This window comes from Streptomyces sp. NPDC058257 (assembly GCF_042881845.1).
In the GTDB taxonomy this organism is placed as follows: Bacteria; Actinomycetota; Actinomycetes; order Streptomycetales; family Streptomycetaceae; genus Streptomyces.
In genome coordinates, this window is sequence record NZ_JBHVXJ010000016.1 from 157690 (window position 1) to 173373 (window position 15684).

At 71.4% G+C, this 15684-nt stretch carries 15 protein-coding genes; 8 read left to right on the forward strand and 7 right to left on the reverse strand.

Going from position 1 to position 15684, the window contains the following annotated elements; translation table 11 throughout:
• The first annotated feature begins 14 nt into the window (after nucleotides 1-14).
• The 6 genes from ACFVXC_RS31255 to ACFVXC_RS31280 all read left to right on the forward strand — a co-directional run bounded on the left by ACFVXC_RS31255 (nucleotide 15) and on the right by ACFVXC_RS31280 (nucleotide 6140).
• Complete coding sequence (locus ACFVXC_RS31255) at nucleotides 15-1082, forward strand: MerR family transcriptional regulator (protein WP_389911973.1); 1068 nt, start codon at nucleotides 15-17, stop codon at nucleotides 1080-1082.
• A 69-nt stretch (nucleotides 1083-1151) separates the two neighbouring features.
• Complete coding sequence (argC, locus tag ACFVXC_RS31260; RefSeq protein ID WP_389911975.1) at nucleotides 1152-2180, forward strand: N-acetyl-gamma-glutamyl-phosphate reductase; 1029 nt, start codon at nucleotides 1152-1154, stop codon at nucleotides 2178-2180.
• A gap of 88 nt (nucleotides 2181-2268) precedes the next feature.
• A complete protein-coding gene (argJ, locus tag ACFVXC_RS31265; protein ID WP_389911978.1) occupies nucleotides 2269-3423 on the forward strand; it encodes a bifunctional glutamate N-acetyltransferase/amino-acid acetyltransferase ArgJ in 1155 nt (384 codons plus the stop codon).
• Nucleotides 3420-4373 carry an acetylglutamate kinase gene (gene argB / locus ACFVXC_RS31270; RefSeq protein ID WP_389911981.1) on the forward strand — a complete coding sequence of 318 codons (954 nt, stop codon included), beginning with the start codon at nucleotides 3420-3422 and terminating at the stop codon, nucleotides 4371-4373. The genes argJ and argB overlap by 4 nt, the downstream gene beginning before the upstream one ends.
• Nucleotides 4370-5578, forward strand: a complete 1209-nt coding sequence (locus ACFVXC_RS31275; protein ID WP_389911984.1) for an acetylornithine transaminase — start codon at nucleotides 4370-4372, stop codon at nucleotides 5576-5578. The genes argB and ACFVXC_RS31275 overlap by 4 nt, the downstream gene beginning before the upstream one ends.
• A gap of 7 nt (nucleotides 5579-5585) precedes the next feature.
• The gene (locus ACFVXC_RS31280; RefSeq protein WP_389911987.1) at nucleotides 5586-6140 is read left to right on the forward strand and encodes an arginine repressor; all 555 of its coding nucleotides are present in this window, start codon (nucleotides 5586-5588) and stop codon (nucleotides 6138-6140) included.
• 148 nt (nucleotides 6141-6288) lie between these two features.
• Here the strand turns inward: ACFVXC_RS31280 and ACFVXC_RS31285 are convergent, their stop codons facing one another.
• From ACFVXC_RS31285 to ACFVXC_RS31315, 7 genes are all read right to left on the reverse strand, one after another.
• On the reverse strand, nucleotides 6289-7263 hold the full coding sequence (locus ACFVXC_RS31285) for a PfkB family carbohydrate kinase (protein ID WP_389911990.1): 975 nt from the start codon (nucleotides 7261-7263) through the stop codon (nucleotides 6289-6291).
• The gene (locus ACFVXC_RS31290) at nucleotides 7260-8726 is read right to left on the reverse strand and encodes a purine-cytosine permease family protein (protein WP_389911992.1); all 1467 of its coding nucleotides are present in this window, start codon (nucleotides 8724-8726) and stop codon (nucleotides 7260-7262) included. Before ACFVXC_RS31290 ends, ACFVXC_RS31285 begins: the two co-directional genes overlap by 4 nt.
• 52 nt (nucleotides 8727-8778) lie before the next feature.
• Entirely contained in the window at nucleotides 8779-9783 is a 1005-nt protein-coding gene (locus tag ACFVXC_RS31295) for an ADP-ribosylglycohydrolase family protein (protein WP_389911995.1), read from the reverse strand.
• A complete protein-coding gene (locus ACFVXC_RS31300) occupies nucleotides 9783-10499 on the reverse strand; it encodes a GntR family transcriptional regulator (protein ID WP_389911997.1) in 717 nt (238 codons plus the stop codon). Before ACFVXC_RS31300 ends, ACFVXC_RS31295 begins: the two co-directional genes overlap by 1 nt.
• A gap of 141 nt (nucleotides 10500-10640) precedes the next feature.
• On the reverse strand, nucleotides 10641-11624 hold the full coding sequence (locus ACFVXC_RS31305; protein ID WP_389911999.1) for a bile acid:sodium symporter family protein: 984 nt from the start codon (nucleotides 11622-11624) through the stop codon (nucleotides 10641-10643).
• Nucleotides 11625-11709: 85 nt separating this feature from the next.
• Nucleotides 11710-12423, reverse strand: coding sequence for a L,D-transpeptidase (locus ACFVXC_RS31310; RefSeq protein ID WP_389912000.1), 714 nt, complete (start codon nucleotides 12421-12423; stop codon nucleotides 11710-11712).
• Between the two features lie 3 nt (nucleotides 12424-12426).
• Nucleotides 12427-13014, reverse strand: coding sequence for a pyridoxamine 5'-phosphate oxidase family protein (locus ACFVXC_RS31315; RefSeq protein WP_389912003.1), 588 nt, complete (start codon nucleotides 13012-13014; stop codon nucleotides 12427-12429).
• Between the two features lie 163 nt (nucleotides 13015-13177).
• On the opposite strand from ACFVXC_RS31315, the gene argH reads away from it, so the two are divergent.
• A complete protein-coding gene (gene argH / locus ACFVXC_RS31320) occupies nucleotides 13178-14608 on the forward strand; it encodes an argininosuccinate lyase (protein ID WP_389912005.1) in 1431 nt (476 codons plus the stop codon).
• Between the two features lie 88 nt (nucleotides 14609-14696).
• Complete coding sequence (locus ACFVXC_RS31325) at nucleotides 14697-15671, forward strand: aldo/keto reductase (RefSeq protein WP_389912008.1); 975 nt, start codon at nucleotides 14697-14699, stop codon at nucleotides 15669-15671.
• Nucleotides 15672-15684 lie beyond the last annotated feature (13 nt).

A 15684-nucleotide genomic window follows, 5' to 3' on the forward strand; every position in this document is an offset into this window, starting at 1 on the left:
AGGGACGACGGAACGTGTTGATCGGTGAGGTGGCGCGACGGTCCGGGGTCAGTGCCCGCATGCTCCGGCATTACGAGTCGCTCGGCCTGGTGCGGCCTTCAGGCCGTACGGGCTCCGGCTATCGGGAGTACTCCGGGCAGGACATCCGGCGGATCTTCCATGTCGAGAGCCTGCGGTCGCTGGGTCTTTCGCTGCGTGAGATCGGGCGTGCGCTCGACGAACCCGGCTTCACCCCCTCGGCGCTCGTCGACGACCTCATCCTCCGGACGCGCGAACGCGTCGCGGCCGAGACCGAGCTGCTCACGCGGCTGCGCCGGATCGATGCCGCGGACCCCGCGGGATGGGAGGACGTCCTCCAGGTCGTCGCGCTGCTCCAGGCCCTCGGCTCGAAGAGTCCCGATGCCCGCCAGCGCGCGGCCCTCTCCTCGGCCGACGAGGTTCCGGTGCCGGTGGAGGCCCTGGTCGAGGCGGCACTCGGTGAGACGGAGCCGAACGTGGCCGGGGCCCTTCGCTGGGCCCTTGCGCGGTCGGGCGGCGAGGGCGGCCCGGCACTGCTCGCGCGGGGCCTGGGATCACCGGTGGCCGAGGTGCGGGAGCGTGCCGTTCAGTCCCTCGCCGAGCTGCCCGGCGACGAGGCCGCCGCGCGGCTGCGGGACGCCCTCGGGAACGCCGACGCCGTGGTCCGGGGGTACGCGGCTCTGGCGCTCGGGGCACGAGGCGCGGCCGATGTGGTCCCGACGCTCATCGACATGATCGCGGAGGGAAGGAACGACACCGACGCGGCCGACGTCCTGAGCGTGCTGGCGAGCGGCGCCTCGCAGGCGGATCCCGGGGTGGCGGATCCCGCGATGGCCGATCCCGGGGTGGCCGATCCCGGGGTGGCGGATCAGATCGCGAACGGGCTCGTCGGCCGCCTCGCCCACGACGCCACCGGGTCGCCCGCACGCGGACGGCTGACCCAGGCGCTCGCGGGCATCCCGGGGGCGAGGACATCGCGTGCGCTGGTGGAGTTGACGCACGACGAGGACCGTGCCGTGGCGCTGACCGCGACGTACCTGTTGCGGCTGCGCGAGCCATCCTGACTGCCCCTGGTCGTCATTGCATAAAACTGCGGCTTTGCGTATAGTCATGCTCTCCAAGAGGAGGGTTCCATGGCGGTACGTGCAGCAGTGGCAGGAGCGAGTGGGTACGCGGGCGGTGAATTGTTGCGTCTGCTGCTCGTCCACCCCGAGGTGGAGATCGGCGCCCTGACCGGCAACTCGAACGCGGGCCGGCGCCTGGGTGCGCTCCAGCCGCATCTGATGCCGCTCGCCGACCGAGTCCTGGAGCCGACCGCCGCCGAGGTCCTCGCCGGTCACGACGTCGTCTTCCTCGCCCTGCCCCACGGGCAGTCCGCCGCCGTCGCCGAGCAGCTCGGCCCGGACGTCCTCGTCGTCGACATGGGCGCCGACTTCCGGCTGAAGGACGCGGCCGACTGGGAGAAGTTCTACGGCAGCGAGCACGCCGGGACCTGGCCCTACGGCCTGCCCGAACTGCCGGGCGCCCGTCCGGCCCTCGAAGGGTCCAGGCGCATCGCGGTGCCCGGCTGCTATCCGACGGCCGTCTCGCTCGCGCTCTTTCCCGCGTACGCCGCCGGGCTCGCCGAGGCCGAAGCGGTCGTCGTCGCCGCCTCCGGGACCTCGGGAGCGGGCAAGTCGGCCAAGCCGCACCTGCTCGGCTCCGAGGTCATGGGCTCCATGTCTCCGTACGGCGTCGGCGGTGTGCACCGGCACACCCCGGAGATGATCCAGAACCTCTCCGCCGCCGCGGGCACCCCCGTCACCGTCTCCTTCACGCCCACCCTCGCCCCGATGCCGCGCGGCATCCTCGCCACGTGCACCGCGAAGGCGACGGAGGGCGTCACGGCGGAGTCCTTGCGGGCGGTCTACGAGAAGGCCTTCGCCGACGAACCGTTCGTGCACCTGCTCCCCGAGGGGCAGTGGCCCGCGACCGCCGCGGTGTACGGCTCGAACGCCGTGCAGATCCAGGTCGCGTACGACGAGGCGGCGGGGCGCGTCATCGTGATCAGCGCCATCGACAACCTCGCCAAGGGCACCGCGGGCGGCGCGGTGCAGAGCATGAACATCGCACTCGGGCTCCCTGAGGAGCTCGGTCTCACCGCGGTCGGAGTGGCTCCGTGAGCGTCGCACACGCAGCCGCCGGGCCGCAGACGGCAACGGTTCACGCGCCTGTGCGCTGCGTGGGCGGAGAAGCGAACAAGGAGATGCAGTGAGCGTCACGGCAGCGCAGGGATTCACGGCGGCGGGCATCGCCGCCGGGATCAAGGAGAACGGCAACCCGGACCTGGCCCTCGTGGTCAACACCGGGCCCCGCCTGGCCGCCGCGGGCGTCTTCACCTCCAACCGCGTCAAGGCCGCCCCCGTCCTCTGGTCGGAGCAGGTGGTCAAGGGCGGGCTCGTCTCGGCCGTCGTCCTCAACTCCGGTGGCGCCAACGCCTGTACGGGGCCGCGGGGCTTCCAGGACACGCACGCGACCGCGGAGAAGGTCGCCGAGACGCTTGACCTGAACGCGGGCGAGGTCGCCGTGGCGTCGACGGGGCTCATCGGCGTCACGCTCCCCATGGACAGACTCCTGCCGGGTGTCGAGAGCGCGGCCGGTGAACTCTCCGCGCACGGCGGCGAGAAGGCCGCCATCGCCATCAAGACAACCGACAGCGTGCACAAGACGGCCGTGGTCACCCAGGGCGGCTGGACGGTCGGCGGCATGGCGAAGGGCGCGGGCATGCTCGCCCCCGGGCTCGCCACGATGCTCGTCGTCCTCACCACGGACGCCGACCTCGAAGCCGGTGTCCTGGACAAGGCGCTGCGGGACGCCACGAAGGTCACCTTCGACCGGGTCGACTCCGACGGCTGCATGTCGACGAACGACACGGTGCTGCTTCTCGCCTCCGGCGCGTCTCAAGTCACCCCGGAGTACGCCGAGTTCGCCGAGGCCGTCCGCACCGTCTGTGACGACCTCGCCCGCCAGCTCATCGGCGACGCCGAGGGCGCGAGCAAGGACATCCGGATCGAGGTCGTCAACGCCGCTTCCGAGGACGACGCCGTGGAGGTGGGCCGCTCCATCGCCCGTAACAACCTCCTCAAGTGCGCCATCCACGGCGAGGACCCCAACTGGGGCCGGGTGCTCTCCGCCATCGGCACGACGAAGGCCGCCTTCGAGCCCGACCGGCTGAACGTCGCCATCAACGGCGTCTGGGTCTGCAAGAACGGCAGCGTGGGCGAGGACCGCGACCTCGTCGACATGCGCTACCGGGAAGTCAAGATCACCGCGGATCTGGCGGCCGGCACCGCCGATCCCGTCGTGATCTGGGCCAACGACCTCACCGCCGACTACGTCCACGAGAACAGCGCGTACTCCTCATGAGCGGCAACACGACCAGCGACACGAGCGGCAATCCGACGGCGCGCAAGCACACCGCGCTCCCCAAGGCGCAGATCCTCATCGAGGCGCTGCCCTGGCTGACCAGGCACCGCGGCAAGACCGTCGTCATCAAGTTCGGCGGCAACGCCATGATCGACGAGGAACTGAAGGCCGCCTTCGCCCAGGATGTCGTCTTCCTGCACCACGCGGGCCTGCGGCCCGTCGTCGTGCACGGCGGCGGACCGCAGATCAGCGCGGCGCTCGACCGGCACGGCATCGTCAGCGAGTTCAAGGCGGGCCTGCGGGTCACGACCGAGGACGCCATGGACGTCGTACGCATGGTTCTGGCGGGACAGGTCCAGCGTGAGCTCGTCGGCCTGCTCAACCAGCACGGCCCGCTCGCCGTCGGCCTCACCGGCGAGGACGCGCACACCATCACCGCCACCAAGCACCAGCCCCGCATCGAGGGCGAGTTGGTCGACATCGGCCGGGTCGGCGAGATCACCGAGATCGACACAGGCGCCATCGAGGCCCTGCTCGCGGACGGCCGCATCCCGGTCGTCTCCTCGATCGCCCGTTCCCAGGACGACGGACATGTCTACAACGTCAATGCTGATACGGCGGCTGCGGCACTCGCTGCGGCCCTTGATGCCGAAACCCTCATGGTCCTCACGGACGTCGAGGGCCTCTACGAGGACTGGCCCCACAGCGACGAGGTGATCAGCCGCCTGACCGCGAAGGAACTGGAGAAGCTCCTTCCCGAGCTGGCCAGCGGCATGGTCCCCAAGATGGAGGGCTGTCTGCACGCCGTACGCAACGGCGTCGAGACGGCCCGCGTGATCGACGGACGGGTCCAGCACTCGATCCTGCTCGAGATCTTCACCGACGAGGGCATCGGCACGATGGTCGTGCCGGACGCGCCCGACAACCGGACAGAGGGGGCGGCGGCATGACCGGCAACGAGGAGCTGACCCAGCGCTGGCAGGACGCGCTGATGGACAATTACGGCACCCCCAGGCTGCCGCTCGTCCGCGGCGCGGGCAGCAAGCTGTGGGACGCCGACGGAAAGGAGTACGTCGACTTCGTCGGCGGCATCGCGGTCAACGCGCTCGGTCACGCCCACCCGGCGATCGTCGAGGCGGTCAGCACCCAGATCGCGTCGCTCGGCCATGTGTCGAACCTCTTCATCGCCGAGCCGCCGGTCGCGCTCGCCGAACGGCTGCTCCAGCTCTTCGGGCGCGCGGGCCGGGTGTACTTCTGCAACTCCGGCGCGGAGGCCAACGAAGGCGCCTTCAAGATCGGCCGCCTGACCGGGCGTTCGCACATGGTCGCCACGGACGGCGGCTTCCACGGCAGGACCATGGGGGCGCTCGCGCTCACCGGCCAGCCCGGCAAGCAGGAGCCGTTCCTGCCGCTGCCGGGCGACGTCACGCACGTTCCGTACGGCGACGCCGAGGCCCTGCGCGCGGCGGTCACCGAAGAGACCGCCTTCGTCGTCATCGAGCCCATCCAGGGCGAGAACGGCGTCGTCGTGCCGCCCGCGGGCTATCTGAAGGCGGCCCGGGAGATCACAGCGGCCACCGGAACCCTCCTCGTCCTCGACGAGGTGCAGACCGGAGTCGGCCGCACCGGACATTGGTTCGAGTACCTCGCACACGAGGGCGTGCAGCCCGACGTCGTCACGCTCGCGAAGGGCCTGGGCGGCGGCCTTCCGCTCGGCGCCACCGTCGCGTTCGGCGCGGCGGCCGAGCTCCTCAAGCCCGGTCACCACGGAACGACGTTCGGCGGGAACCCCGTGGCCTGCGCCGCGGGACTCGCGGTGCTCGACACGATCGAGGCCGACGGACTCCTGGAGAACGTGAAGCGGGCGGGCGAGAAACTGCGCGACGGAATCGAGTCACTCGGACACCCCCTCGTGGGCCATGTCCGGGGTGCGGGCCTGCTGCTGGGTATCGTGCTCACCGAGCCGCTCGCGCCCCAGGCGCAGCAGGCGGCTCAGGATGCCGGCTTCCTGGTCAACACGCCCGCCCCCGACGTCGTACGGCTGATGCCGCCGCTGAACGTGCGCGACGACGAGGTGGACGCGTTCCTCCGGGCCCTGCCCGGCGTGCTTGACCGGGCCACCGCGGCGGGCGGGGACGGACGATCCGGAGAATGAGACGACGATGAGTCAGGCGCAAGGCAACGAGCACGTGGAGCACCCGGATCACGCCGGGCCCGCCGTGCCGCAGACCCGCACCGCACGCCACCGCCGGATCGTGGACATCCTCAACCGGCAGCCCGTGCGCTCCCAGAGCCAGCTGGCGAAGCTGCTCGCCGACGACGGCCTCACGGTCACGCAGGCGACGCTCTCGCGGGACCTCGACGAGCTGAACGCCGTGAAGATCCGCAACGCCGAGGGCGATCTGATCTACGCGGTGCCGAGCGAGGGCGGTTTCCGCACTCCGCGTGCGCCCCTTGGCGAGTCCGCCAAGGAGGAACGGATGCGGCGGCTCTCCGCGGAGCTCCTCATCTCCGCGGAGGCCTCGGCCAACCTGGTCGTCCTGCGGACGCCTCCGGGGGCCGCGCAGTTCCTCGCCTCGGCGATCGATCAGGCGGAGCTGCACGACATCATCGGGACCATCGCGGGGGACGACACGCTGATGCTGATCAGCCGGGAGGCTACCGGGGGGCAGGCGTTGGCGGATCATCTGCTGCGCCTGGCATCGAACGAGCACTGATCCATCCCCGACCCAGACCCCGTGCAAGATGTCCTCAGTCGCCGGACGGGCTGAAAACTTCAGCGCGTCCGGCGACTGAGGACAAGGTCCCCGCGCCAGCGGGTTTTCGGGAAGGGGCGGGGTCGGGGAAGCAGAAGGCAGAAGTGCCCTACCTCAGCGACTCACTCAGCGGATCATCCCCCAGAAACGCCACAAGCTCCGCAACCCCCGGCGCCGTAGCCGGCCCCCGCCGCGTCACCGCGTAGGCCGCCGCCGCGTTCGCGCCGCGCGCGGCCGTCAGGGGATCGAGCCCCCGCCCCAACAGGGCGAGGAACGCCCCCACATGGGCATCGCCCGCGCCATTGCTGTCCACCGCGTCGACAGCGAAGCCGGGCACATGAACCACCCCGTCCGAGCCCGGCGCGGCCAACCAGCACCCGTCCTTGTCGGCCCGTACGAGCACCCCCGCCCCGGGCGCCAGCCGCCCGAGCAGGGCGGTGGCGGCAGCCCGCGGCTCCGTGTGGCCGCTCATCAGACGGGCTTCGCGGGCGTTGCAGCTGAGCCAGTCCGTCCGGGCGAGGACAGGATCCAGGACGGACGCGGGGATGTCGGCGACCAGCGGCCCGGGGTCGAAGCAGACACGCACGTCAGCGGGCAGCGCCGCCGCGAAGGCGGAGAGCAGCGGGCCGTTGACCTCCATGACGAGGCTGTACCCGGACAGCTGCACCGTGTCGCCGGGCCGCAGCGCTCCCGTGAGCGCCGCGGTCTCCGCCGCCGTCATCCGCGCGTCCACCCCGAAGCTGGTCACGAACGTCCGCTCGCCCCCGGCGTCGACCAGCGCCACACAGAACCCCGTGTCCCCGTCCGTACGCACCGGATGCAGGGTCGCGATGCCCTCGTCGGCGAGGGAGCGGCGGACGAGATCCCCGTAGGGGCCGGTCCCGTGAAGGCCCGCGTACACCGCGTCGGCCCCGAGGCGCCGCGCAGCCGTCAGCGCGTTGAAGCCGCCGCCCGCGTACAGCTCCGTACGGGAGCCGATCACGTCGCCGCCCCGCTCGGGCAGCGCGGGGACCTCGATGACGAGGTCGGCGATGACGTTCCCCGCGAGGACGAGGCGGGGGCAGGACGATGGGGTGGCGTTCATCGGACGGACTCCTCAAGTGCGGGGGAGGAAGCAGCGGTTGTCGTCGGACCGCGTCGGCCGAAAACGGCGTACACCGCCGCGCCCACCCCTATCGAGATCGCCCAGCCCAGGCCGTTGACGCCCGGCCAGGTGTCGGCGAGCGGCCCGGAGAACCACACGTCGTCCGCGCCGGTCCCGGCGGTCGTGAAGAGGAACCCCGACACGATCGCCGCCACCCAGGCGAGCACGGCGGGCAGGCGGAAGCCGCCGGTGTACCAGTAGCCGCTGGTCCGCGAGGTGTTCATCAGGGCGTCGGAGTCGTAGTCGCGGCCCCGCATCATGTCGACCGCGATCACGCCGATCCAGGCGGAGATCGGCACGGCGAGCAGCGTGAGGAAGGTGGAGAACGGGCCGTAGAAGTCGTCCGCGATCAGCATGAAGTAGATGCCGCCGAGGAACATCAGCACGATGTCGATGACCACGGCCCAGGCCCGCGGCACCCGCAGACCCAGCGTGATCATGGTGAGGCCCGCGGAGTACGTCGACAGGTGGTTCGACATCAGCAGGCCGCCGAAGGCCGCGATCAGATACGGGATCGCCATCCAGGACGGCAGCATCGCGTTGATCGCGGAGACCGGGTCGGACGAGGTGGCGAGCGAGGGGTCGCCCGCCGTGAGCAGGGAACCCAGCGAGATGAGCAGCACGAGCGGGATGCCCGCGCCGAAGGCGGACGCGGTGACCAGGCGGCGCCCCGGGATCGTACGCGGGAGGTAACGGGCGTAGTCCGCGCCGGCGTTGGCCCAGCCGATGCCCGTGCCCGCGGCGATGAAGCCGATGCCCGCGATGACACCGCTGCTCGGGCCCGCCGGGGTTTCGAGGACCTTCGACCAGTCGACGGTCGCGACCAGGAAGCCCATCACGATCAGGTTCAGGACACCGAAGAGGACCGTCGCCCACTTGTTGATCCACATGATCGTGGCGTGCCCGAGGCCGCTGATCAACAGCGTGCAGGTGATGAACACCAGCAGGCACAGGACGGTCAGGAAGGAGTTCTGGTCGACACCGAAGGCCACCCCGAGGAGGGCGAGCAGCGCGTACGCCGCCGTGGTCGTCGTGATCGTCTCCCAGCCGACCCGGCTCAGCCAGGAGACCAGCGTCGGGCCCGCGTTGCCGCGCTGCCCGAACACCGCGCGGGAGAGCGTGAGGGCGGGTGCGCCGCCCCTCTTGCCCGCCAGGCTCAACGCTCCCACCAGCGCGAACGAACCGAACGCGCCGACGATCGCGACCAGCGCGGCCTGCCAGATGTTCAGTCCGCGAAAGGCGACGAGCGTCGCGCCGAGCGGCAGCCCCAGGATCGAGATGTTGGCGGCGAACCAGGTCCAGAACATCTGGCCCGCATGGCCATGACGCTCACTGTCGGGGACCGGCTCGATCCCTCGGGTCTCTACGGTGCCGACCGACACGTTCTTCGTCGAAGCGGTCATGACGGGACCTCCTTGCGCGGTACGTGGAACGGGGACAGGGGGGGAGAGGGATCTAGCGGTGGGTGAGCAACTGGGCCGTCAGCGGCTCCAGTTCGAGGCTGTTGACCGTACGAAGGGTCTGTACGGCGTCGGCGGGCAGACCCGAGAGGCCGCGCACCGACCCCGCGACCGCGCCCGCGATCGCGCCGATGGTGTCGCTGTCGCCGCCGAGGTTCGCGGCGAGCAGGGTGCTGCGCCAGGGGTCCCCGCCGGTCAGGGCGAGCACGGCGAACGCGGCGGGCACCGACTCCTGGCTGGCGACGCTGGTGCCGATGAGGGCGACGACGCGGTCCAGGGCCGTGGCCTCGTCCAGGCCCTCCACCAGCTCGCGGGCCCAGGCGATCCGGGCGGAGATGTCGGCTCCGGCGATCCAGTTGCCGCGCCGGGCCCCGGCCTCGGCCGCCGCGATCGCGGCCTGGAAGACCTCGTCGAGCGTGCCGCCCGCGACGCCCGTGCTCACCGCCGCCGCGACGGCCGCCGCGCCCGCGATGCCGACGTTCGTGTCATGGGTGACCTGGCAGGACTCCACGACCCGGTCGAGGAAGTCCGGAAGGGGATCGGCGGCGAAGGCGATGCCGACCGGGGTGACGCGCATCGCGGCGCCGTTGGTGGTGCCGTACCTGCCCGCTTCCTTGGGGTCGGTGCCGCCCGCGACGGCGTCAAGGGCGGCCTTGGTGGAGGGGCCGAGCAGGTCGAAGGAGCCCTTGGCCTTCATCTCCCGCTCCCAGGACAGGAGCGCGTCGGCGAACCGCTTCGGGGCGATGTGCCCGCCGCCCTCGACGAGCAGCCGCGCCACGATGACCGCCTGGTCGGTGTCGTCGGTGACGGCGCCGGCGGGCATGCCCGCGCTCACGGGGTTGTCGGACCTGGAGGCCTCGAACCCGGTGACGGTGCCGTAGACCCGTACGACGTCCTGGCGGGACATGATCTGGGTCGGCATGCCCAGGGCGTCGCCGAGCGCGAGTCCGTAGAACGCGCCGAGCGCGCGGTCGAGAAGGGCGGGGGGTGCTGTGGTCATCAGTGGCCTCCTCGGCCGGTACGTACGTGCAGTTGGAACCGGGACGGGTCGAGCAGGCTCGTGACCTGTTCCACAACGTCCCCATCGGCATCGCGGAAGACCTGGGAGAGCCGGATGAACGGCTCGCCCGAAGCACGGTGGAGCAGTCCCGCGTCCTTCTCGCCAAGGCCGGAGACCGTGATGTGGGCGTCGCTCGACGCGGCGACGTGTCCCGCGGCGAGCAGGGTCCGGTTCAGGGAGCCGCCTTCGAGGCCGCGCTCCGGCAGGTCGGCGAGGGCGGGCACAGCGGGGACGCGGCTGCGCTCCAGGGAGACGCCGCCGCCGTCGGGCAGTCGCCTGACGCGGTCCAGAGCGATGAAGTGCGGTTCTGTCAGGCCGAGTCCGGCGGCGAGCTCCGGGTCGGCGATCCGCTCGAAGCGGAGGATGTCCGTGGAGAGCTCGGTGCCCTGGTCGGCGAGCGCCCGGGTCCAGCCGAGCTTCTGGTCGAGCGGGGTGCCGTCGAAGGTGACGAGCGAACCGATGCCCGCGTGCGTCTCGATGAGACCTTGCTCGCCGAGCACGCTCAGCGCCTGACGCACGGTGGTGCGACTGACCCCGAACCGCTCCCGAAGGGCGTGCTCGCCGGGGAGGCGGCTGCCGTCGGCGTGGACCCCGGCGCGGATCTCGTCGGCGAGTACGTGCGCGACGCGATGATGTTTATGAACCTGTCCAGGCATGTCTAGAAGGTAAGCGGAGCTGATCCGTCCCGTCTACGGTTTCCGGCAGATTATTTGCTCGGTGAACGATTGCGGGCGTCGTAGACGCTCCGGCGAGGGGCGCGTCGGGCCTGGACGCGGGCCTGGACTGCGGGCCCGTACTCAGGCCTGCACGGCCTGCTTCTCGGCGCGCCGCGCCCGGTGGGACATCCAGGCGGCGACCAGGGCCCCCGAGACGTTGTGCCACACGGAGAACACGGCGGCGGGCAGCGCGGCAAGGGGGCTGAAGTGGGCCGTGGCGAGCGACGCCGCGAGCCCCGAGTTCTGCATGCCGACCTCGAAGGCCATGGCGCGCGAGGCGGGCGGGCCGAGCCGGGCCAGCTTGCCCGCGCCGTAGCCGAGCGCCAGGCCGAGGCCGTTGTGCAGCACGACGGCGACGAACACCAGGAGGGCGGCCGACTTGATCGCCGCGGCGCTGCCCGCGACCACGACGGCCACGATGACGGCGATGGTCAGGGCGGACAGCCACGGCAGGGCGCTGAGGATCCGCTTGATGTAGCGCCCGAACAGCAGGCGCACGACGAGTCCGGCGAGGACCGGGAGCAGCACGGTCTTGAGGATGTCGGTGACCATCGAGCCCGCGTCCACGGGCAGGTACTCGCCCGCCAGGAGCAGCGTGAGCGGCGGCGTGATGAGCGGCGCGAGCACGGTGGAGACGGTGGCCACCGAGACGGACAGGGCCACGTCGCCGCGTGCCAGGTAGGTCACGACGTTGGACGCGGTCCCGCTGGGCGCGCAGCCGACGAGGATCACACCGGCGGCGAGCTGGGGCGAGAGCCCGAGCGCGTGGGCGATCAGCCAGCCGAGCCCCGGCATGATCACGTAGTGCGCGACAAGACCGAGCGCGACGGCCCAGGGCCGCTTGACGACGCCCTGGAAGTCGAGCGGGGTCATGGTGAGCCCCATGCAGAACATCACGAGACCCAGGAGGTACGGGACGTTCGTGCCCCAGTCCTTGAAGGCGTCCGGCGCGAGCAGGCCGAGCGCGCCCGCGGCGAGCACGAGGACGGGGAAGACCGTGACGGCGAGGCGGGCCGCCTTGTCGCCGCTCTCCGTTGAACTGGGGGTCGTCTGTTCGGTTTGCACCCGGCGATGCAACGCCGGGTGCGGCGGGGACGCAACCCCGTCTCGATATGTGGTCGCTACACCGAGCCTCGCCGGGCGGGGCGGCTCAGTACCGCGTGACGGCGGTGGGCCCCGACTCCGTCCCGATCGCCATGTGCGGTCGCCGCCCCTGCTCGGCCCACCGCAGGATCCGCCCCATCGCCTCGCGCGGCACGGACACGCAGCCCGCCGTCGCCCCGCTCCCGTTGACGTGCAGGAAGATCCCCGCGCCGCGCCCCCGCACCGGGCGGTCGTAGTTGAAGCCGATCACCAGGGCGTGCGCGTACTGGGGGTCGTAGGCGATGAGGTGTTCGGACTCGGCGGCGCGGCAGTCGCCGGGGCGTGGCTGGGTCCAGCGGTTGTAGGCGCGGGACTTGTTGTCCTGGCACCACCAGGAGTCCTTCGTGACGCGGCGGTAGGAGTAGTCCGTACCGGACGGCTTCGCCGCGATGCCGAAGGCGTACGGAAGGCGGAAGAGCCCGGTGGGCGTCGTGTTCGTCCCCTGCTCGCGGGAGCCGCCCTCGGCCAGCCCCTTCGCGCCGAACCGCGCTCCCGATGACCCGGACTTCACCCACCGCCCGCCGCGCCGGTCCCACCACGTGACCGTGCCGCTGGTGGAGCCGGTGCGCGCGGCCCGGGCGGTGATGAGCTGGGTGCCGCCGCCCGTGTCGGCCATGCGCTCCGGCAGCGGGACGTCCGCTCCGGGCGCCGCGCCGAGGGTGCCGGTGACGGCGAGGAGGAGGGCGGCGGCGGACGCGAGGGCGGCGGCTCGGGGGCGCATGGCTCAGACCGTACTGGGCGGCAGGGGCAACGGCAGCCCGGGCAGGCCGTCGATGCTCTGTGCGATGTACTCCTTCTTGGTGAAGTACTCGCTCAGCGACGCGTCGTCCTCGCGCGCGAAGCGCCTGCCGTGCAGGTCGCGGTCCTCGTCGTACGACATGAAGGGGACCGCGTATCCGCAGCTGTCACGGACGAGTTCGGCCGTCACGACGATGATCGCGCGCAGGCCGTGCCGGGTCGGGTCGATGTCGGGGAAGTGCCCGAGCAACTCGGCCCAGCGCGGGTCGTCGCGGAAGACGGGTTCGCCGCGGCCGTGCACCCGGACGATGTTCGGCGGGCCCTGGAAGGCGCACCACATCAGGGTGATGCGGCCGTTCTCGCGCAGGTGCGCGACCGTCTCCGAGGTGCTGCCCGCGAAGTCCAGATAGGCCACGGTGTGTTCGTCGACGACGGCGAACGAGCCGGTGAGGCCTTTGGGGGAGAGATTGACCGTGCCGTCGCCGGAGAGGGGCGCGGTCGCGGTGAAGAAGAGAGGCTGGGCCTCGATGAACGAGCGGAGTCTGCCGTCAATGCGTTCGTAGGTCTTTCCCATGGCCAAGGATTATTCGGCAGAGGTCATTCGTCTGTCTAACGACTTACTGTGACGACTCGCGCCGCGGCCCGCTCGGACCATGGATGGATTGACGAAACATACAGAGCACTGCATACTCATGCATGACGGCGAATGCAGGGCGCAGGGTTAAGGAGCACGTGAAGTGAGCAGCAACAACGGCGGTGACGTCCGGCTCTGGGGCGGCCGGTTCGCGGACGGTCCGGCAGAGGCCCTGGCCAAGCTGTCGGCATCGGTCCACTTCGACTGGCGCCTCGCGCCGTACGACATCGCCGGTTCCCGCGCCCACGCGCGCGTGCTCCACAAGGCGGGGCTGCTCACCGAGGACGAGCTGACCCGGATGCTGGCCGGGCTCGACCAGCTCGAAGCCGATGTGGCGTCGGGTGCGATCGTCGGCACCATCGCCGACGAGGACGTGCACACGGCTCTGGAGCGCGGCCTTCTCGAGCGGGTCGGCCCGGACCTCGGCGGCAAGCTGCGCGCCGGCCGCTCGCGCAACGACCAGGTGGCCACGCTCTTCCGGATGTACCTGCGGGATCATGCCCGGATCATCGGAGGCCTCATCGCCGACCTCCAGGGCGCGCTCGTCGGCCTGGCCGAGGCGCACCCGGACGTCGCGATGCCGGGGCGCACGCACCTCCAGCACGCCCAGCCCGTGCTCTTCGCGCACCACGTCCTCGCGCACGTCCAGCCCCTCGCCCGGGACGCGGAACGCCTGCGGCAGTGGGACGAGCGGACGGCCGTCTCGCCGTACGGCTCGGGCGCCCTCGCGGGATCCTCCCTCGGTCTGGACCCCGAGGCGGTCGCCGCCGACCTCGGCTTCGAGCACGGCTCGGCGGCCAACTCCATCGACGGGACGGCGTCGCGGGACTTCGCGGCGGAGTTCGCCTTCATTACCGCGATGATCGGCGTGAACCTCTCCCGGATCGCCGAGGAGATCATCATCTGGAACACGAAGGAGTTCTCCTTCGTCACCCTCCACGACGCCTTCTCGACCGGCTCGTCGATCATGCCGCAGAAGAAGAACCCGGACATCGCCGAGCTTGCGCGCGGCAAGTCGGGGCGCCTCATCGGCAACCTGACGGGCCTGATGTCGACGCTGAAGGCGCTCCCGCTCGCGTACAACCGCGACCTCCAGGAGGACAAGGAGCCGGTCTTCGACGCCTGCGACCAGCTGGAGGTCCTGCTCCCCGCGTTCACCGGCATGATGGCGACGCTCACCGTGCACCGCGAGCGCATGGAGGAGCTGGCCCCGGCCGGGTTCTCGCTCGCCACGGACATCGCCGAGTGGCTGGTCAGGCAGGGCGTGCCGTTCCGTGTCGCACACGAGGTCGCGGGTGGTTGCGTCAAGGAGTGCGAGGCGCACGGCATCGAGCTCGACGAGCTCACGGACGAGCAGTTCGCCAAGATCTCCGAGCACCTCACCCCCGAGGTCAGGACCGTCCTGAACGTCCCCGGCGCCCTGGCGTCCCGCGACGGCCGCGGCGGCACCGCCCCGTCGGCCGTCGCCGTCCAGCTCGCCGAGGTCAAGGCCGATCTGACGGTTCAGCAGGAGTGGGCCGCGGCGCGTAAGTGACGCCCGGGCGGCACGTGCCGCTTCGGCGTGGGCATCGCGGGTTACGTTGGTCGTCCTTCCGCAAGGAGCCGACCGAACGGAGCCCGCGATGCCTTTCTCGCGCCTGGCCGCAGCGACCACCCCCACCGCCCACATCGGGTTCGGCCTCGCCGCCGTCGGCAGGCCCGGCTACATCACGCTCGGCCGTGACGCCGACCTGCCGCCGTCGCGCAGTGTCGAGGCCCTGCGCGAGCGCACCCTCGAACTCCTCGACGCCGCCTACGCCCTGGGCGTGCGGTACATCGACGTGGCGCGCTCCTACGGCCGCTCGGAGGAGTTCCTCGCCGACTGGCTGAACGCCAGGCCCGACATCCGTGACGTCGTGATCGGCAGCAAGTGGGGCTATACGTACACGGCCGCCTGGAACGCCGACGCCGCGCCCCCGCACGAGGTCAAGGACCACAGCCTCGCCGCGTACGTCCGTCAGCGCGAGGAGAGCGCCGAACTGCTCGGCGAGCGGCTCGACCTCTACCAGATCCACTCGGTGACGCCTGGGAGTCCCGCCCTCACCGACAAGGAACTGCACGCGAAACTGGCCGAGTTGGCGGCCGACGGCGTGAGCGTCGGGCTCTCCGTCAGCGGCCCCGAGCAGGCGGAGACGATCCGCGCCGCCCTCGCGGTGACGGTCGACGGCGAGCCGCTCTTCCGTACCGTCCAGGCCACGTACAACGCCCTGGAGACCTCGGCGGGCCCCGCGCTCGCCGAGGCCCATGACGCGGGGCTCACCGTGCTGGTCAAGGAGGCCATGGCCAACGGCCGCCTCGCCGACCCGCACGCCCCCGCCGCCCTGCGCGAGATCGCCGGGGCGACCGGGTTCGGCAGCGACGCGATCGCCCTCGCCCTCGTCCTGCGCCAGCCGTGGGCGGGCGTGGTCCTCTCCGGCGCCGCCACCTCGGTCCAGCTCGTGTCGAACCTGCACGCGGCGGCCGTCGATCTCGACGCGGAGCAGGTGGAGCGCCTCGCGGGGCTCGCCGAGGAGCCGGTCGCGTACTGGGAGCGGCGCGGGCAGCTGCCCTGGCACTGAGCAACCCTCCGGA